Raw genomic sequence first — 17,664 nt, 5'->3', positions numbered from 1 at the left:
TCTATCTTGATTTGTAGAGAAATTGGGATTTTTTATTTAGGGATTTCCAAATCGTTGCAAATCTACAGTTTGCTGATGCTACTCCAATATCAAATAATATATAAAATGAAATTAGTTAACATATGACACCTTATCGGAAGAGAACCAGCTCAAACATGGGTTTCTTCTTTTTCTTTATACCTGGGAAAGTGCACTTCAAAGAAGAATTTTAATATAGGGTTAATTACTATGAAAGCTTATTAAGATGTGTATTTACTAATTTGTTACAGTTGTGATAATATTATGGGAATTATAAAAAGCGTTGAAGAGAGAAGTACCTAAGGATCGATGATTTAAAGAGAGCTCCGGTTTGCTGAAAAGGAGTAATGATCAACTTAGCGAAATAAAGTCTCTGAGCTTCTTGCCAAGCTAATCTTTTGGATTAGGGATAGCAAGACGGATTCCACCGTTATACGGATAGGGTATGATTGTACCCGATGAGATTGGCAGCAGCGATGCACCAATAAACTAAGGTGGTACCACGAAATGATAACTTTCGTCCTTAAGATTAAGTTCTTTGGGGTGGAGGTTTTTTATTTTGTTCTAGTAAAGGTTCGTTAACAATTAAAATCAGAAATGAGGAGAATAAATATGAATTCTATATTATTAAACGTGCCATCTGAATTACAAACAGAACGATTGCTACTGAGAGCTCCTTATTATTCGGGAGATGGAGACGCAGTAAATAGAGCAGTCAAAGATTCTATTACAGAACTAAGGCAGTGGTTGCCTTTCGCACAAGAAGTTCCTACCTCAGAAGAGACCGAGATCAGTCTTCGTGAAGCGCATATAAAATTTCTCAAAAGAGAGAATTTCCGATTCTTGATTTTTCATAAGGATTCTAAAGAGTTCATTGGAACAGCAAGCTTGCAGAGCGTGGACTGGGAAGTTCAAAAATGTGAGATTGGCTACTGGATCAATACGAAGTTTAGTGGCAATGGATATATAACCGAAGCAGTAAAAGCATTAATGGAATATGGCACTCATGAACTCGGGTTTCATCGACTTGAAATTAGATGTGAATCCACCAATCTCCCAAGTCGAGCAATACCCGAAAAACTGGGGTTCAAATTAGAGGGAATTCTTGTAAATGAAGATTTATCAGCAGACGGAAAAACTCTGACGGATACCTGTATATACGCGGTTACGCAAAAGAATTAATAATGCAATTTTTATAGCTCATTTTTATTGAATTGATTTACACACCATTAAGTTAACGGAAAAAGGAGATTTCACATGAAATTTTACGTTGCTTCAAGTTTTATCAATAAGGAACAGGTTAGATATGTGAATCAAAAATTAATCGATGTCGGATTTTTCCATACGTATGATTGGACGAAGAACAATCGCGCGTCCACGTTAAGTGAGTTAGAAAAGATAGGCGTGAAAGAGAAGAATGCAGTTTTGGATTCAGATTTTGTAGTCATTCTGTTGCCGGGCGGAAAAGGAAGTCACATTGAGATGGGCCTAGCCTTGGCTGGCGATAAAAAAGTATTTCTCTATTCTCCAAATGATGAAATCAATGACATATCGTTAACGAGTACGTTTTACCATCTTCCAGAAGTTGAAAAGGTTATTGGAACGCTAGACGACTTAATTGGTTTAATTTGTTCGCAATTTCGCACTGCATTGATTTGAAAATAGCTGTTTTAAAAGGAGTGTTTGATATGAAAGTGACTTATCCTAAACCATTAAAAAGAGGAGATGTGCTCGGTGTCACAGCTCCTTCTAGTGGTGTAGAAGAGTCTCTGCATATTCTGTTGTCTAAAGCGAAAGAAAATGTAGAAGCACAGGGTTACAAAGTAGTGATGGGCGAAACGGATTGGACGCAACAAAAAGGAAGAAGTGCACCAAAAGAAAAACGAGCCGAAGAATTAATGTCTTTTTTGTTAGATGAAAATATCAGAGCTATTATTCCGCCCTGGGGAGGCAGTTTCGCCATGGAGATCCTTCCGTTAATGGACTGGGAGAAGCTGAAATCGGTGCCGCCGAAGTGGATATTGGGCTACTCCGACATCAGTACCTTTCTTTTTGTCTATTCAACGATAACCGGCAACGCTTCTGCTCATGGGACGAACTTTGCAGAATTATCGGCACCTCAATGGGATTCATTAACTTCCAAATGGACAGATGTGTTAAGTTGTCCGGAAAATGGAGAAGTCACTCAATACTCGTCTGATCACTATCAGTCCAGCTGGGAGAAGGTGTATAACAATCCGGCAACCGGCTTTTATTTTGATTCGGAAACACAATGGAAAAGTTTGAGGGGAGATTCGCAAGCAGAGTTTTCAGGAAGGTTACTTGGAGGCTGCATTAGCACACTGCGCACACTTATCGGTACTCCTTTCGATCAGGTAAACGACTATGTTTCAAAGTATGCCGCTGAAGAAGGGGTTGTATGGTATTTAGAAAGCGTGGGCTTGGATGCGATTAATATCTACCGGAGTTTATGGCAAATGAAACAAGCCAGTTGGTTCAAGCATACAAATGGCATCTTAATCGGAAGATCTTCTCGTTACTCGGCCAATCAAGATTTTCAACTAATTGATGCGCTGAATGACATATTTGCGGATCAACATATCCCTGTCCTCTATGATGTGGATATTGGCCATGCACCGCCGCAAAACATTATAGTGAATGGAGCTTTTGGGGAGGTAACTTACAACAACTCAAAAGGAACTATCCAGATGGTTTATATATAGCTATTTCTTGAAATAATTGTGTTTACATAATGCTGGATTATCGGAAGAAAAGAAGCTCTAGACAGAGCTTCTTTTTTTGTATGTGATAGTGTACATTTATGAACGCATTCTTAAATTATAATTTTATTTGAATTGAAAATTTAGAAAATACTGGATTCTATATTAACGAATGGTAAACTATAAATAACCATTTTCAAAATATTCTATCTGCCGAATAGTTATCCTTAATAGAGCTTTTATCTTCTGTCTAAAGAATGAAAAGAGGTGAGTATGTGACTTTAATGCATCCAGGCGATTCTTCCGTTAATTGGTCTTTGTTTAATGAAACAGAAGATAAAAAAATTGTGTTAATTCGTGAAGGCAATTTTGTTGAACAAGTAGGCTATACAACAGAACAAATTGTTTTATTTCAAGAGAAAGATAAAATGTTTTTAAAAAGAACCCAATTGCTGCGTTCTGATTTTTTAGGAAATATAGAAGCGATCACGACTCTTTCAAGAAGTACGTTTCTGCCCATTTACCATGAGTCTTTTGCAAATGGGAAATCATTAAAAGCAGATTATCGAGATAATTCGGTCACTGTAATATCTTCCTCTACTATAGAGAAAGCTCTGGAACAGCCAGTTTTCGAAAATCATTCGATAGAAATGGTTATTAGATTACTACCACTGCAACTTGGATATGCGACGACGATAGCAGCATTTCAGCCAAACAAAAGGAAAATAATACATGTTCGAGTACATGTATTAGCAAAAGAGGCAGTAAAACAAAGTGGAATGGTCATGGTAGAAGCTTGGAAGCTTGAAGTAGATTTTGAAGGTCAAATTCAATATTACTGGATTGGTCTTAAGAAAAAAGAATTGCTGAAGCAAGTCACAGACATTTCAGCCACAAAGCAGATGATTTTTGAAAGAGAATGAATCAAATTACTAGATGATATAAATTAAAATTCAATGGGGGCAGCTAAATGGAATTTCAAGAATTAAATACAAAGAGACTAAATTTGGTGCAAATTGGAAAAGAACATGCTGAAAGTTTCTTTGATATTATGTCGAAAGATGAAGTTACAAAGTATTACGGGATGAGTAGTTTAACTAAAATTGAAGATGCTGAAAAAATAGTCGAATCATTTCAAAAGACTTTGGAAAGCAAAAGAGGAATCCGCTGGGGTCTAGTAGAGAAAGAAAGTAAGGATTTTATTGGTACTGTAGGGTTAAATAATCTAAATCCCGGAAATAAAAGGGCAGAAGTTGGTTTTGAGCTGCATCCTTCTTACTGGAATAAGGGATACACTTCAGAAGCTGTAAAAGAAGTTTTAAGCTATTGTTTTAGGGAGCTTAAATTATTTAGGATTGGTGCAGTAACCTTTCCCCAAAATAACGCTTCGATTACCCTGTTGGAAAATCTTAGTTTTGAAAAAGAAGGAGTTTTAAGAGGATATCTTTTTCAGGATAATCAATCCCATGATGCTTTTGTCTTTTCTTTATTAGAAGGAGACTGGACGCAAAGTTTAACTAAGGGATAACGTGCTGTAAATATATTTTGAATTTAGTTTACATATCAAAACTTATCGGAAGTACTTAATTTAAAGCGTGAAAAGCAAAGTAGGTATCTTCTATCTTAGTGAAAGATAGAAGATACCTACTTTTTTAATATTGGGGCTTTATCCAGAGTTTCGAGTAATCAGCATAGCCGTAATTTCTTGTTCTTATTCCCATCAGTTCAGGGGGATAAGAAATTTTGCGTTGGTTAAAATATAAAGGAACCAGCCAAGAATTCGAAATGACTTCTCTTTCAATCTCTAAATGTAGAGGAAGCCAATTTTCTACAGGTGTCTCAGCGTATGATGATAAAACTGCTGCAACCTTTTCATTTTTCTCCATAAGGTCTGAAATCTGTGAATACCCAGCTTTAAAGTATTGATAAAAAGAAAGGTTTTGGTCAAGAGAGAAGTGTTCTCGACTAATGAATAGATCGGCCTCCAATTCTCTGGTCTTTACACTTATATACTCTTCATGCTCCATCATCATTAAATCTACTGTCACCCCGCCAGCTTCTAATATTTCTTTTACCCGTTCCGCCAAGCCTAACGTGAAACGGCTTGTTGCCAGAATCAAGGGTTGATAAAAAGGAGGGAGTCTTGCTGTTTTCACTTTATAGGAAATGCTGTCATTCAATAAAAACCCTCGGTTATTCTCTGTGGAATTTTTTACAATGTCTAGAACTGAACCAATTCCATTTCTCATAAGATAATGGATATAATCCCGTACCTCTTTTTCTTGAATATCAGAGTCCCGAAAAAGGTTGAAGACCAATGCCCCGAATCCAGATTCACTTGTTATATTTTGTGTATGATTCACCAGTTCACTTGTATTGGTCCGATAGATTAGTTCTGTCTCGGACTTCACTCTAAGAAAATCGATAGTATCTATAGGGGGACGTTCCCGGTAGTAATCTTCATGAGCCTTTATCCTCGTTAGACTTTTTTCCGAAATATCTACATAAAATGGACCTGTTCCTAAGATGCTGTCATTTTTCGCTTTATAAATGCTCGCTTGGGTAATGCTCAATAGATGCAGCAAGTACGAACAAGGAGCATTTAATTCGATTTCCACAACCAACGGGTGAGGAGCTTGAACTGAAAAAACTTGTGAGGCCATACCTTGATAGTGTGGATGGTTGAAAAAGAGTGTGAGACAATCCATGGCAACAGTACTGTTAAAGGTAGATCCATCATGGAATTTCACATGACTTTTTAAAAATAAATGGATTTTCTGATTTGAAATTTCCCATGAATGAACCAGTTCTCCTTGAACTTTGCCTTCATCATTTATTGTGAAAAGTCGATTGTATAGATTCTCACAGATGTGAACACTATTTAAATCGATTGCTTCCAACGGATGAAAGGTTAAAAAAGGATATTTCATTGGAAAGATGAAACGATGATCTGAGATGGTCTGGTACCCCAATCTTTTAGAAAATTGCTTTTCTAAAAGATTTCTTGCGGATTCCGACCATTCCCAATCCAGATATTCAACAATCTTTTGTAATGGACTGTCCAAAAACATTCGCATGAGGGTATCCACAAATACTTCTTCTACATTTTCTAACCAAGTTATTCTAGTTCTTCTCCCTCGTCCTGTTCCCGGTTGATAGGTTAACCATTTCTCCTCATCCCATCGCTCTAGCCATCGCTTGGTTTGTCTCTGAGACAAATTGAGGATTTGAGCGATTTCTACCTGTTTAACTTCTCCATCTGGCAAGGCTTGCCACAGCTTTAATAAAAGTTGATTCATTTTCCACCTCAAAAGGTGACACTTTCGTTGAGAGGTGTCAGTTTTTAATAAGTATTGTCATCCTTATAATGAGTATAGCAATTAAATAGACTCAATAGGCGAAATCAACCATGAATACAAATGAAAGGATTTGTTTATGAAAACAATTAAACGAGTACTTATCAAATTAAGCGGTGGCGCATTAGCTACTAAAGAGGGAGAAAGTTTTGATCATCAGAAGCTGGAGCATATAGCCGATGAAATTCTTTCAATTACGGATATGGATATTGAAGTGGCACTTGTGATAGGCGGCGGTAATATTTTTCGCGGAAGTTTAGCGGATAAATGGAATATTGACCGAGTAGAGGCAGACAACATCGGAACATTAGGTACGATCATGAACAGCTTAATGCTGCGAGGGGTCTTGAAAAGTAAAACAGACAAGGAAATCAGGGTCATGACGTCCATTCCAGTTCCGTCGGTTGCTGAACCTTATATTCAGTTGAGAGCGAAACGGCATTTGGAGAAAGGATCTATCGTTATTTTTGGTGGAGGAAATGGGCAGCCGTTCGTAACGACTGATTATCCAAGTGTACAACGGGCGATTGAGACCGATTGTGATGCTATCTTTGTAGCAAAGCAGGGAGTGGATGGCGTGTTTGATAGTGACCCAAATCAGCATGTCAACGCGAAGATGTACCGCACTTTGAACTATGACGATATCTTAAAAGAAAATATCAAAGTCATGGACCAGTCTGCACTTCTCCTGGCAAAAGAATTCGATATAGCAGTCAATATCTTTAACTTTGATAAACAAGGAGAAATGAAGAGAATCGTTGAAGGCAAACAGGCCGGAACTATAGTTTCAAAAGATCCTTCTGAATTTTATGTACTGAGCTAAACAGTTCCTTATTCAAAGGGGAGTTGCCGGCTGAAACTTCTAGACTAGACTGCACTTTTCATGATTTGATTAATAACTCAGGTAGATATCAGGGCATAGGATAGGTGAAAAATGAGTTTGAATAACGTCCAAGAAGAAATTCAAATACAACAAATTACGAAGGTATTCGAAGAGGAAGCCAGAGAATTAGTCTTAAAAGGATTAGAAGAGCGCTTTGGCTTCATAGATCCTGCGTACAATCCGGATTTAAAAAGCATTTTAAATAGCTATAGCCAAGAAGGCGCTGTGTTTTTGGTTGGCATCTATGAGAATCGGGTGATTTGTACAGGCGCTATTTCCTATGAAGCGTCGGGTGTCGGAAGAATTGAACGGCTGTCTGTCATGAAAGAATACAGAAGAGCAGGCGTAGCGAAAATAATGATTGATCGCCTAGAGGCATGGGCAAAGCTAGAGGGCTATCAGCAATTAGTTTTAGAAACGAATAATAATTGGTATAGTGCAGTAAAGTTCTATAAAAATCGACAATACAATCTATACGTAGATGATGGAAAATGCAGCCACTTTTCTAAGTATTTGTTTTGATCGGGATACTTTAGTTTCCTAAGAATCAATAAGAATTCAGTTATGAGAAAGCCTAGTTAACATATGACCCCTTATCGGAAGCTGGAAAATTGGCACACCTATTTTAAGAAAAAGACGAGAGGCTCAAACTAGAGCCTCTCGTCTTTTAAATATTCTATGTGATTGAAATCAAGAAAGAATAAATCATTTCTGTCTTTCTTTTTTTATACAGACATAAATCATTTCGCTGCTAGAAGTTTCTAGGGGTTCTTTTTTCCATGAACTGTAGGTTTCAAGTATGGCAAAACCATTTTGCGTGAGTAACCTTTCCATTTCAAGCGGAAATACATACCGTAGAGAAATGCTATCTTGTTCTATTGAGCCCACTCCAGGTCCCTCCAGTATTTCGCGTGCTGATGAACAGTGCAAAATTTGAGTTAACGGATGATAAGTTTCTACAGTTTTTTCTCGAATTTTTCTACTACGCTTATCTTGATAAACATGTGTAGATTCGTCCACTTCAGCCAGTTCGTTTAAGATAGGGAATCTAGTGTTGAAAATAAAGATACCGTTTTCTTCTAGATGATTATGAATTGACTCCAATAGTTGATTTTGTGATTCATTCGTCAGAAAGTGCTGAAATGAATTTCCGGTCATATACATTAAAGGTGCTAATATATTGAGTGACAGTTTTGTACAATCTTGTAAAATCCATTCCACGGACAAAGAATTATTCGCAGTTTTTTCTCTGGCCTGGTCTAGCATTCCTTCATGAAGATCTACACCGATTAGTTTGTGGCCTTGCTGAGCTAAAGGAATAGTCACTCTTCCTGTACCACATCCTAAATCGACCACTATGCCTTTTATTTTAGCAGCCCACTCAGCAAGGAATGGCACATCAGTTAGATAATCTTGATATTCTAAATCGTAATATTCGGGATCTTCGTATTTCTCAAAATTACTTTTAAAAATATCCTCTTTTAGTCTATTCAAGATTCTCCCACCTTTATACTGGTTTTTCTAAAAATATAATAAAGTTTCTTTAAGCATAGCATAATGAATGTACTGAATATTGAATAGTAAGAAATTTAGGGGGAGAAATAAAATGAGAGTTTACATATTCGGGATTATCGGAAGGGAAGAAGTTATATACCTAGATTTTTTCCTTCTTTTTGTCTGTAAATGTGAACTTTTACGAACGGTTTATTCCTAAAAAAATCTTATCCAAATTATGTTAAAGTTAAAGTGAGAGTATTTGATCTATTTGATAATCGCTAATTTCTAGATGTTCAAGAAATAATGCGAAAAGAAGGAGTTTAGTAAATGAAGAACATTTATGCCTTTGAAGACATAGGAGAATATGAAAAGCATCAGGACATTATTCATCGTTTTAGCGAACGGTTGAACGAGTACCAATTACTCTTAGAAGAAGAGTACGCCTTAGTAGACAAACCAAAAGGCGTGGTTTGGACTTCAGCAGAAGTAGCAACATCTATTTTTTCTGATCTGCCGATTCCTGCATTTACGAATAAAGACACGATTTACATGACATCGGATGTAAAAGCTTGGAGAAAGCTATTTATCCAGCAATTGGACGGAAAGGATCTTCCCCATATTCAACGTTTTTACGAACAGCTTTCTGAGAATCACATCCTTACAATAGTAGGTCACGAATTAACCCATCACTCAGATTTATTTTTAGATGAATTTGGAGATGAGCGAGAAGACGGTATATGTTTTGAGGAAGGCATGTGTGAGTACTTACCGAGGAAACACCTTTTAACTGAGGGTGAGTTCGAGACGATATCAGCAATCGAAAAAGAATTAGTAAACGTATTTACTGAAGCATACGGGGATCGGCCCCTTGATGAGTTTGGAAGCAACTCATATGCAGCCAGTTTGTCCAGTATCATGTTTGATTACTGGCGAAGTTTTCGTTCCATAAAGTATCTTGTGGAAGAACGCTATGAAAATAACATTAAGGCAGTTTTTGAAGAATACCATAAGTGGGATAGAGAGGGACGTATGGTCTCTCTAACGGAACATTTTGGATTAGACAAGGTATCGATATAGAAAAAGATAGTAAGCAGAATGGGGGAACTGAATGTAACATAAGTACAGTTAAGTTACATTCAGTCTTTATTAAGAATGAAATAGTAAAAAGCTGAAATCTGATTTTTAACTAAAGGGGACAATTCCAGACATGACTCATTTGAAATATTTTTTATACAATTTCTTTTTAAACTCCATGTTTTTTCTTTGTATTTTTTATTTGAATGAAAACTTTAATAAATCTTTTGCAAATTTGAGTGCGATTGATACAGGAAGAGGCATAGTGGTTGGAATAGTTTTACTCTCATGCACATTCTTGATTCCAGATTTGCAGTCAAAATTTCCAGAAGTCAGAGGGAAAATTAAATATATCTTTTTGTTTGGTTCTTTGTTTACTGCAATACTCACTATGTTATTTCTCATTAGTATCTAACCAGCTATTTAAAGCTTTAGTAGGCGTTTCTGAAAAGGTCTCAGTTAGGGTGATTAAATAAGCATCTGAATGTAACATAATTTGAATTAAGTTACATTCACATACTGCAATCATTAAAGTTTTAAGAACCGACTTCTTAGGGAATTATAAGAAATACAAATATAAAAAATTGAGGAGGAAATCGGATGGTTGAATTACTATTAGCTTTTCTGTTTACTTTTCTAATTCTATTAGTGATTTTTTCGGTCGCATATAAGCTTTTATTGCCAGAGAAAAAGATTCTGAACACAAAAAATCTCACGATTATATTTGGCCAAGCGGTTATAATTGCACTGCTTTTATCAGTTATCTAAAAACCAACCATTTCCGTTCCTCGCGAATGAAGAAATTATTCTTTGAATGTAACTTAATACTAATTAAGTTACATTCGTTAAAATATAGAATGGCTGAATTTTAAAAGTGGAGGTTGGAAGAATGAAAAAGAAATCGGTGATTTTAAGTATCGTTTCATTAGTAATTATTCTGGCTGCTGTTGGAGGTTATCTTTATTTAACACCAAGAGCATCAATAGAAGCGCAGATGGAAAAAGATGTGCGTGACTATCTTTACACGGAACATGGTTACACAGGGAAAGAAATTCTCGAAGTAGATACTAGATTCGATCGGAAAAGAACAGGTATAGAACGGTATCAAACAATTGTTTATTTTAGAGATGAACCAGAAATTGATTATGGATACCAATACGAAAATGATGATAAAAGGAAAATAGAGCCATCCTACATTGGTAGTGGCAAACACAATCCGGAATAAATGAGTTCTGAATAAAAACTAAGTTGTAGTTTTTATTATGCCTTACTACATCTCATCGAAACAGTACGAAAGAGATACATGAAATTAGCACCTTAAAAGGTGTTTTTCTTTTAATTTTGAATGTAACTTATTAGCAAAAGCAATCTAACCAAATTCTATAACTACTGCTGTAACTGGCCTGATAAGAAAACGTCTACTCGTTTATTGGGAGGGATTAGAATGAAAAAATTGTTTTTTTGTTTGGCAGTTCTTTTATTTTCATTGGCTGGCTGTGTGCAACAGAATAAATTGTCTGAACCAGTAGTGGAGTCAATTGAATCAGAACTGTTCAGGTTAGAAGTGGAGATTCCCTATGCACAACTAGAAAGTGGAGATAACCTAAAAGTTTCTAGTACTCTCACTTACCTCGGAGATGAACCAATAGAATTAGTACACGCCAATCCGCCAATCCTCTTGTCAATGGGAGAACAAGGCGGTGGAACCGAAGACATTGCTCTAACAACTGAGATGGCGCCTAGAGATGTAATTATAATTGAAGAATCTTTTACCTTACCTGACCCAGGAATTTACTGGTTAAAAACTGAGACTACTAGTTTAAGAGTGAACGGAGAATTTATAGAAGGTGCGGGATATGAAAACCTAGAATCAACTGATTCGGGAACCCAGGAAATTTTTGAAAGTAGGTTGATTCTAGAACCTATTGAGATCACAGTAGAATAAATAAAAAACCATTAACTAATTCAGTTAATGGTTCTATTGGATTATTAGAAAAAAACAGCAAAATTAAAATTACAGGAAAAGCAATCTGATCTGTTTGTTATTCTACTAATTCGAAGGGGGCGGCTACAGTCACTTTTTCCTGTTTCTTGCCTATCTTTTCACTATAAAACGTAGAAGGGAGCATAGACTAATGAAATTAGGTCCTTTTAAAAAGTTGATATTTATTTCTTTGTTGATTTTTGGTTTGAGTGGATGTGACTCCGGAGCTGCTGAAGTTGAGGGGCCAAAAAATAATGAACCCGTTAATCAAAAAGAGAACTTTCATGTTGAAATTTTAAATCCAGAAAACAATGCTGAGATGATTACTGCTTCCATCACCTACACTGGAGAAGAAAAAGCGATTGATGTGTACCATGGGGGAAACCATGTGCTTTACTTCAACTATTATAAAGACGGGAAGGCCTTGAACACCGGAACAAGATCGGATATGAGAAGCAAGACCACACTAATTCAAAACGAACCTCTAGTACTAGATTTTGATGAAAGTGAATTAGAAGAATTTGACGCTGGTGAAGTTGAAGTTGAAGCGATAGCGGGCTTTGGCGTGGGTGAAGATATAGCAAATGAAGTAGAGTACGAAATCTCTGTTTCAACTACTTTATCCCTTCTCGATTAAAAAAATCTGAAAAAGGAGCTTTATTTTTTTAAGAGATCAAGGATTTGAATGTAACTTAATAGCAATTAAGTTACATTCAAAACGTGATTTCATGGTAAAGATATTCCAGAGATTTGTTGTTTATTTTTCGGACGGTCAGGAGGCCAATATGAGCAAAAAAGAGTTTATAGAAGAGCTGAACGAAATTATTGAAGACCCGATCTTCATTGGAAGCTCTATTGACGATCTGTTCAGTGAAACAGGAGAAAACACCTGGGGTGTTTCAATGGGACAAGAGTTAGCAAATGAATTCACTAGGGAAGAGTTGGTTTTATTCTTTACTCAAGTCCAAACCAACAGAAAAGAACAGATTGTCCAAAACAGTGACCATCCCATGATTTTTTATGTTTGGTTTGACTGGCAGGCTGCTAGCCTAAAGTTCAGTCTGATATCCGATTTCCATGAAAAGTTACCTTTTGGCAGGCCATACAAAACGATCGCGAGTATAGAGCCCATTATCGCTGAATTTCTGCAATTTCCGTTTCACGATGGTATCCCTATAACGGAGAGTCATGACGAGATTTCCGATGAGAGAGAAGAAGATGAAGAAGTGATAGAAACGTTTAATGTTTTTTCAGTTGTGATTTCTAATTAGAATTATGTCTAATCTGAATGTAACTTATTAGTAATTAAGTTACATTCAAAACCTTTATTTCAGTAATCTTCGAAGAGCGAGAGATAAGAATGGATTTGCTAGAAAAAATGATACATTCAAAAGTCTATTCTGTATGGTTATAAAATCGTGTTTTGAAAGAATCTAATTTTACATATCGTAAAGTTAGCAGAAGAGAAGGAACCCGATTAAGGTTTCTTCCCTTGTTGCTTGGAGAAGTGCACTTTTACGCACGGTCATATTCTCCGGAGGTTTGTTGCAAGTTTCTTAAGTAGCGGATATTAAAATAAACTGATATTTTTACAGCCGTTTGAAGAGAGAACTAGATATGATGAAAAATCACAAAAATAATATTCCGAATACTCCGCAAATGGTAAGATAATATTATAGGTAGTGGAGGTGTTTTCCTGTTTCTATCCAGTAAAAAACGAGGAAGTACTCCCATTCTATTTTCAACCTAAGGAGTTCTTTTGATTATTCAGCAAAAGTAAGTGGAGGGAGGCCGCAATATGTGGTTTAAGCTATTACTGGTTCCTATTCATCGTGTACGCAGTGAACGCCATCATCAAATTCGCTCTCAAGAAGTGGCTGAAGGTCGAGCCGCGGAAGAAGAAGTTCTTTTCGAATAATTATGTGAATGCAACTCACTTGAAAGTGGACTGGTTTGTACGGGGGATTCTGTTGATTGCAGGGGTGGCAACGTTGTTTTATGTCATTGCCGAAGAGAATTCAATTGTTTATATGCTCGTCTATGTCATTGTATTTATCATACTAACTTATGCAGTGGAGGCGTACTTTGAGTGGACAGCTTCCAAGCACCCGAAGCAATCCCTTTTCATGTTGAGCGAAATGGTTGTCTGGCTCGTTGCGGTTGCCTTGCTGATCCAGTCAAGTTCATTCTTTTTAGGAATCATTGAGGGTGTCGTGACTGAAAAAACGGAAGCAAGTTTTACTGTGGAAATGGTGGCAACTGGCTTTTGGGGCGATTCGTCTGTCCAGGAAGTGCATTTGACGGATGCCACGGTTTTCAAGGGAAAAGTGGAGGCGTATGAAGAATTGAAGGAGGGAGATTTGGTGCGTGTGATGCCGTTCGATCTGCCCGCTGACTTTTCATATTCTCTTGCTGCGGAAGTGACGGTGGAGTGACAAGGGAAGCGCAAACCGGATGGCAAGCTGAAGCATTAGGTAGTCGAATTCTCCGCTTAGTTAGCGATGCTGTCCGGAACCGGCAAAATTCATGACTTTTGCTTATTTACAGCCTTTTCATTATTATCTTGGTATTAAAGGACTGGAACAAAACTGAATATTAGAGAAATGCCTTCCGATTATTAGCGGAAAGGCATTTATGTATTTTCTTGACGAGCATTGAAACGGCTTAGCAGAAAAACTGACTGGGTAACCATTATTATATTAAGTATTGCTTTTCAAGCTTCGAAAGATCTCATTTATAATGAATGAGGTTTACATATCGCAGCTTATCGGAAGTCTATAAAAGTAAACTGAAGAAGGGGCTGGTCCTAAGCATCTTCTTTTTTTGTTCATGTAGGTGTACTTTTACAAACGGATTTATTTTGAAATTAAACTGGCATTCTTAAATTGTTGAGGTAAAAAAATTTTTTAATATCTCTATTTAGTAATATCATCGCTTGTCATAAAATTGGTATTTACTAATTTGTTTAAGTTGTGGTAATATTATGGTAATTATAAAAAAGAAACGCGTTGAAGAGACCAGTAGATAACCAAAACTTTTTCTAGAGAGCTCCGGTTGGTGGAAAGGAGTAGAAGTGCGTTATCGAAACAAGCCTCTGAGCATCGCAAAGGAACCTAGTTTTGGGGGATGTTGGGACGGGAGCTCCCGTTACAGAGCTAAGGTATTCGTCTTTTTTACGGCTGTACCAAATAAGGTTCATACGGTGACGTATAAACAAACAGGGGTGGCACCACGATTTTAGTAATCTCGTCCCCAAGACAATTGTCTTGGGGGTGGGATTTTTTGTTTGGCTAAAATGCAGTGGGGAGAGGTTAACGATGAAAAATTGGAAGTATTTTTTATTATTGTTGGGTGGTATCGGTATTTCAAATATCGGGGCATGGGTTTATCTGATTGCCTTGAATCTAATTATCCTGAATGAAACCGGTTCTCCTCTAGCGATCGCTTGGCTATACATTTTAGGACCAATCGCGACTATTTGCTCGAACTCATGGGCAGGGAGCCTGATTGATCGCATTAATACGAGGAAATTTATGATTGGGTTAGATATTTCGCGTGCATTCTGTATTGCACTAATCCCTGTGCTGCCTTCGCTGTTCTATGTTTATGTCATCGTACTTATCATTAATATCGGAAGTGCCATGTTTGAACCCACGTCAATGGTGTATATGACAAAACTCATACCAGAGAAAGATCGTCAACGATTCAATGCGTTAAGAAGCTTTATCAACTCTTGCGGAACATTAATCGGCCCTGCAATAGCTGGTCTCTTGTTTTGGATGGGAACACCTTATACGGCTATCTATGTAAACTCAGTGGCTTTGATTTTGTCAGCTTTCATCATCATGTTATTGCCTAATCTTGATTCTCAAACAGTTTCATCCGAAATGGAAAAGCTTTCTTGGAAATTGATAAAAAGTGACTTTAAAATGGTTTACAAGTTCAGTCAAACCCATACGTTTATTTTAAAAGTTTATCTATTATTTGTTGGAATGACGATATTTATGACTGCCCTGGATTCATTGGAAGCAGCTTTTGCTAAAGAAGTTATTGGGATGTCAGACACTAATTATGGATTCTTATTAAGTATATTTGGAACGGGAATTATTTTGGGTTCACTTATAAACACTATTTTTTCTAAACAATTAGCAGTCAACTTACTAATAGGGGCTGGCTCTGTGTTTACTGCAGTCGGTTATATTGCTCTCTACAGCTCACACGGTTTTATCAGTGCTGCAACTGGAACTTTTATGATTGGATTTGCCATCACTTTTGCCAATACGGGTTATTTGACGTTCTATCAGAACAACGTGCCGGTGAAAATGATGGGAAGGTTTAGCAGTTTATTCAGTATTGTTGAAGCATTTTTTATTATTGTTCTAACCGTAATAATTGGTTTGACCGCTGAATTAACTTCAATAAGACCTGTAGGCTTAATAGGTTCATTAACATTCTTATTACTAGGGATAAGTGCATTTAAGATAGTAATGACCAAAAAAAGAAAAGTGCATTTTAAAGAAAAATTGACCTTAAACAATTAACTTTTTGGGACGAAAACTAGAAAATGAATGTAAATTACGTATAGTTAAGTTACATTCCTTTAGAAGAATAGGAAATGATGATATGGGACGTTTAAAAAAGTTTTTGCACAAACTGTTTTTCGAAAAACACGATCAATTTGCAGAGGAATTAGGTTATCCGAATTGGAACATTGCTTTGGAAAATACTTTTGGTATTTATGAAATGGAAGGAGATACTTGGTACCATGCAACACAGCTTCCTGATAAAAAATGGGCTGTGTGGAATGATGACGAGGAAGAACCACCTTATGCTTTTGAAGTGTTTTCGTCTTGGGATGAAGCCATTCGAAAGCTCCGGGGAATGTTTGAGGAAAGTAGATTGTCGGAAAATCATTGGAGCCCGGAAGGATTTGATGAAGGTGAAGATGCTTTTCTGAAAGAACCTGACAGAGAAAAAATATTGTGAAAAACTAAGAATCCGAATGTAACTCAATGCTAATTAAGTTACATTCAGACCAAAGGAAATACTGATTTTTTATAAAAGAAAAAGGACCTTAAGAAAGGTCCTTTTCACTAAAATACGGTTTTAATTCATTAATCGATTAGCTGTTTTACAACGGCTATTTCTTTGCCAAACCGATCTCCATGGTCCTCAAATCCCAAACTCGCATATAAATTATGGGCATTCAAGTTGTCTGGATGATAGCCGACCACAATTTTTGTGGCATTTAGTGATTTGGTCATCTCTGCAATCATCAATTTAGTTGCAGCTTTCCCGATTCCTTGACCTTGGAAGGCTTTGTCTACCATTATTCGATATACCCAATAGCCGTCAAGTTCCTCCGGGACAGAGTTATACATCAAAAAACCAACCACTTTATCGCCTGTATAGATGGCATAAGGTTTTAAGCTAGTTTCAAACTTTGATTGAGCGATCGATACGGCATTTGGTTCCATGTATGGCGTTTGTTCTTCTGATACCTCTAATTTACAGCAGTCATACCAGTTTTCTATGTTTAATTCGACGATTTTCACATTTTCTGTATTCATAATTTTCCCCTTTCGATTTTCGGGGAACGCGAAATAGAAAAGTTAATTAAGCGTTATCCCCTTGTACTCATTGATGGTAACAGTGATTTTGTTTGTCATAATAAACGCCTCCTCAAATAGCTATGGCCCGTTTAATGAAATATCCGAGCCTTTTGACTATAGCATTTATCATTGCCCTTTTCTAGGCGTTTCAGGAATAATATACCAATAATGAATCAGGTATTTGAATCTAACATAAGTCTAACTAAGTTACATTTAGAATTCCTATTTTAAAGAAGTTAGCAGTACTAAAAGGGTAAGTGAGTTTGTTAGAAAAAAAAACATTCAAAAGGCCATATTATGAGGCTTTAAAATTGTATTTTTGAGAGGTAATAGTTTATATATCGTAGCTTATCGGAAGTCTATAAAAACAAACTGGAGAAGGTGCTGGTCCTAAGCATCTTCTTTTTTCGTTCGTGTAGGTGTACTTTTACGAGCCCTTTTATTAATTATTTCCCATGATTTAGTTGAATAACTAATACAAACTCTTCCAGTTTGCAGTTATGTTATAATTAAGTTGTCT

Annotated in this window: 18 protein-coding genes and 2 other annotated features; of the genes, 15 read left to right on the top strand and 3 right to left on the bottom strand. The window is 36.6% G+C overall.

Features of this window, described 5'->3' with window-relative positions:
* The first annotated feature begins 292 nt into the window (after positions 1-292).
* Positions 293-546, top strand: a binding site (T-box leader).
* Between the two features lie 84 nt (positions 547-630).
* The 5 genes from QMF37_RS13520 to QMF37_RS13500 all read left to right on the top strand — a co-directional run bounded on the left by QMF37_RS13520 (position 631) and on the right by QMF37_RS13500 (position 4,266).
* Positions 631-1,200 (top strand): GNAT family N-acetyltransferase, encoded by a 570-nt coding sequence (locus QMF37_RS13520; RefSeq protein WP_283478560.1) that lies wholly within the window; start codon positions 631-633, stop codon positions 1,198-1,200.
* 75 nt (positions 1,201-1,275) lie between these two features.
* A complete protein-coding gene (locus tag QMF37_RS13515) occupies positions 1,276-1,677 on the top strand; it encodes a group-specific protein (protein WP_283478559.1) in 402 nt (133 codons plus the stop codon).
* Positions 1,678-1,706: 29 nt separating this feature from the next.
* Complete coding sequence (locus QMF37_RS13510; RefSeq protein ID WP_283478558.1) at positions 1,707-2,741, top strand: S66 family peptidase; 1,035 nt, start codon at positions 1,707-1,709, stop codon at positions 2,739-2,741.
* 281 nt (positions 2,742-3,022) lie between these two features.
* A complete protein-coding gene (locus tag QMF37_RS13505) occupies positions 3,023-3,661 on the top strand; it encodes a DUF3108 domain-containing protein (protein ID WP_481861830.1) in 639 nt (212 codons plus the stop codon).
* 47 nt (positions 3,662-3,708) lie between these two features.
* Entirely contained in the window at positions 3,709-4,266 is a 558-nt protein-coding gene (locus QMF37_RS13500; RefSeq protein WP_283478555.1) for a GNAT family N-acetyltransferase, read from the top strand.
* Between the two features lie 124 nt (positions 4,267-4,390).
* Here the strand turns inward: QMF37_RS13500 and QMF37_RS13495 are convergent, their stop codons facing one another.
* A complete protein-coding gene (locus QMF37_RS13495; RefSeq protein WP_283478554.1) occupies positions 4,391-6,037 on the bottom strand; it encodes an ABC transporter substrate-binding protein in 1,647 nt (548 codons plus the stop codon).
* A gap of 136 nt (positions 6,038-6,173) precedes the next feature.
* Between QMF37_RS13495 and pyrH the strand changes: the two genes are divergently transcribed.
* On the top strand, positions 6,174-6,917 hold the full coding sequence (gene pyrH / locus QMF37_RS13490; RefSeq protein WP_283478552.1) for a UMP kinase: 744 nt from the start codon (positions 6,174-6,176) through the stop codon (positions 6,915-6,917).
* A 111-nt stretch (positions 6,918-7,028) separates the two neighbouring features.
* Complete coding sequence (locus QMF37_RS13485) at positions 7,029-7,499, top strand: GNAT family N-acetyltransferase (RefSeq protein WP_283478551.1); 471 nt, start codon at positions 7,029-7,031, stop codon at positions 7,497-7,499.
* A gap of 183 nt (positions 7,500-7,682) precedes the next feature.
* Here the strand turns inward: QMF37_RS13485 and QMF37_RS13480 are convergent, their stop codons facing one another.
* The gene (locus QMF37_RS13480) at positions 7,683-8,471 is read right to left on the bottom strand and encodes a class I SAM-dependent methyltransferase (protein WP_283478550.1); all 789 of its coding nucleotides are present in this window, start codon (positions 8,469-8,471) and stop codon (positions 7,683-7,685) included.
* Positions 8,472-8,801: 330 nt separating this feature from the next.
* Between QMF37_RS13480 and QMF37_RS13475 the strand changes: the two genes are divergently transcribed.
* From QMF37_RS13475 to QMF37_RS13440, 8 genes are all read left to right on the top strand, one after another.
* Positions 8,802-9,551, top strand: coding sequence for a hypothetical protein (locus tag QMF37_RS13475; protein ID WP_283478549.1), 750 nt, complete (start codon positions 8,802-8,804; stop codon positions 9,549-9,551).
* Positions 9,552-10,437: 886 nt separating this feature from the next.
* Entirely contained in the window at positions 10,438-10,773 is a 336-nt protein-coding gene (locus QMF37_RS13470; RefSeq protein ID WP_283478547.1) for a DUF3139 domain-containing protein, read from the top strand.
* Positions 10,774-10,992: 219 nt separating this feature from the next.
* Positions 10,993-11,493, top strand: a complete 501-nt coding sequence (locus QMF37_RS13465; protein WP_283478546.1) for a hypothetical protein — start codon at positions 10,993-10,995, stop codon at positions 11,491-11,493.
* 190 nt (positions 11,494-11,683) lie between these two features.
* Positions 11,684-12,169 carry a hypothetical protein gene (locus QMF37_RS13460; RefSeq protein WP_283478545.1) on the top strand — a complete coding sequence of 162 codons (486 nt, stop codon included), beginning with the start codon at positions 11,684-11,686 and terminating at the stop codon, positions 12,167-12,169.
* A gap of 148 nt (positions 12,170-12,317) precedes the next feature.
* Positions 12,318-12,803, top strand: coding sequence for a hypothetical protein (locus QMF37_RS13455; protein WP_283478544.1), 486 nt, complete (start codon positions 12,318-12,320; stop codon positions 12,801-12,803).
* A gap of 606 nt (positions 12,804-13,409) precedes the next feature.
* Positions 13,410-13,967 carry a DUF4181 domain-containing protein gene (locus QMF37_RS13450; protein ID WP_283478564.1) on the top strand — a complete coding sequence of 186 codons (558 nt, stop codon included), beginning with the start codon at positions 13,410-13,412 and terminating at the stop codon, positions 13,965-13,967.
* A 564-nt stretch (positions 13,968-14,531) separates the two neighbouring features.
* Positions 14,532-14,789 (top strand) — a binding site (T-box leader).
* Between the two features lie 60 nt (positions 14,790-14,849).
* Positions 14,850-16,073 (top strand): MFS transporter, encoded by a 1,224-nt coding sequence (locus QMF37_RS13445; RefSeq protein WP_283478543.1) that lies wholly within the window; start codon positions 14,850-14,852, stop codon positions 16,071-16,073.
* A gap of 82 nt (positions 16,074-16,155) precedes the next feature.
* Entirely contained in the window at positions 16,156-16,518 is a 363-nt protein-coding gene (locus QMF37_RS13440; protein ID WP_283478542.1) for a hypothetical protein, read from the top strand.
* Between the two features lie 128 nt (positions 16,519-16,646).
* Here the strand turns inward: QMF37_RS13440 and QMF37_RS13435 are convergent, their stop codons facing one another.
* Positions 16,647-17,102, bottom strand: a complete 456-nt coding sequence (locus QMF37_RS13435; protein ID WP_283478541.1) for a GNAT family N-acetyltransferase — start codon at positions 17,100-17,102, stop codon at positions 16,647-16,649.
* Between the last annotated feature and the right edge of the window lie 562 nt (positions 17,103-17,664).

Source organism: Planococcus sp. S3-L1 (genome assembly GCF_030063085.1).
GTDB lineage: Bacteria > Bacillota > Bacilli > Bacillales_A > Planococcaceae > Planococcus > Planococcus kocurii.
The sequence above is the reverse complement of the archived record's forward strand: the minus strand, read 5'-3'. Positions and strand labels throughout refer to the sequence as shown.

Bases quoted from the DNA above. Each gene is read 5' to 3' on its own strand.
- QMF37_RS13470 (WP_283478547.1), top strand. From the start codon at position 10,438: ATGAAAAAGAAATCGGTGATTTTAAGTATCGTTTCATTAGTAATTATT.
- QMF37_RS13485 (WP_283478551.1), top strand. From the start codon at position 7,029: ATGAGTTTGAATAACGTCCAAGAAGAAATTCAAATACAACAAATTACG.
- QMF37_RS13510 (WP_283478558.1), top strand. From the start codon at position 1,707: ATGAAAGTGACTTATCCTAAACCATTAAAAAGAGGAGATGTGCTCGGT.
- QMF37_RS13475 (WP_283478549.1), top strand. From the start codon at position 8,802: ATGAAGAACATTTATGCCTTTGAAGACATAGGAGAATATGAAAAGCAT.
- QMF37_RS13455 (WP_283478544.1), top strand. From the start codon at position 12,318: ATGAGCAAAAAAGAGTTTATAGAAGAGCTGAACGAAATTATTGAAGAC.
- pyrH (WP_283478552.1), top strand. From the start codon at position 6,174: ATGAAAACAATTAAACGAGTACTTATCAAATTAAGCGGTGGCGCATTA.
- QMF37_RS13520 (WP_283478560.1), top strand. From the start codon at position 631: ATGAATTCTATATTATTAAACGTGCCATCTGAATTACAAACAGAACGA.
- QMF37_RS13495 (WP_283478554.1), bottom strand. From the start codon at position 6,037: ATGAATCAACTTTTATTAAAGCTGTGGCAAGCCTTGCCAGATGGAGAA.
- QMF37_RS13515 (WP_283478559.1), top strand. From the start codon at position 1,276: ATGAAATTTTACGTTGCTTCAAGTTTTATCAATAAGGAACAGGTTAGA.
- QMF37_RS13445 (WP_283478543.1), top strand. From the start codon at position 14,850: ATGAAAAATTGGAAGTATTTTTTATTATTGTTGGGTGGTATCGGTATT.
- QMF37_RS13500 (WP_283478555.1), top strand. From the start codon at position 3,709: ATGGAATTTCAAGAATTAAATACAAAGAGACTAAATTTGGTGCAAATT.
- QMF37_RS13505 (WP_481861830.1), top strand. From the start codon at position 3,023: ATGCATCCAGGCGATTCTTCCGTTAATTGGTCTTTGTTTAATGAAACA.
- QMF37_RS13465 (WP_283478546.1), top strand. From the start codon at position 10,993: ATGAAAAAATTGTTTTTTTGTTTGGCAGTTCTTTTATTTTCATTGGCT.
- QMF37_RS13460 (WP_283478545.1), top strand. From the start codon at position 11,684: ATGAAATTAGGTCCTTTTAAAAAGTTGATATTTATTTCTTTGTTGATT.
- QMF37_RS13440 (WP_283478542.1), top strand. From the start codon at position 16,156: ATGGGACGTTTAAAAAAGTTTTTGCACAAACTGTTTTTCGAAAAACAC.
- QMF37_RS13435 (WP_283478541.1), bottom strand. From the start codon at position 17,102: ATGAATACAGAAAATGTGAAAATCGTCGAATTAAACATAGAAAACTGG.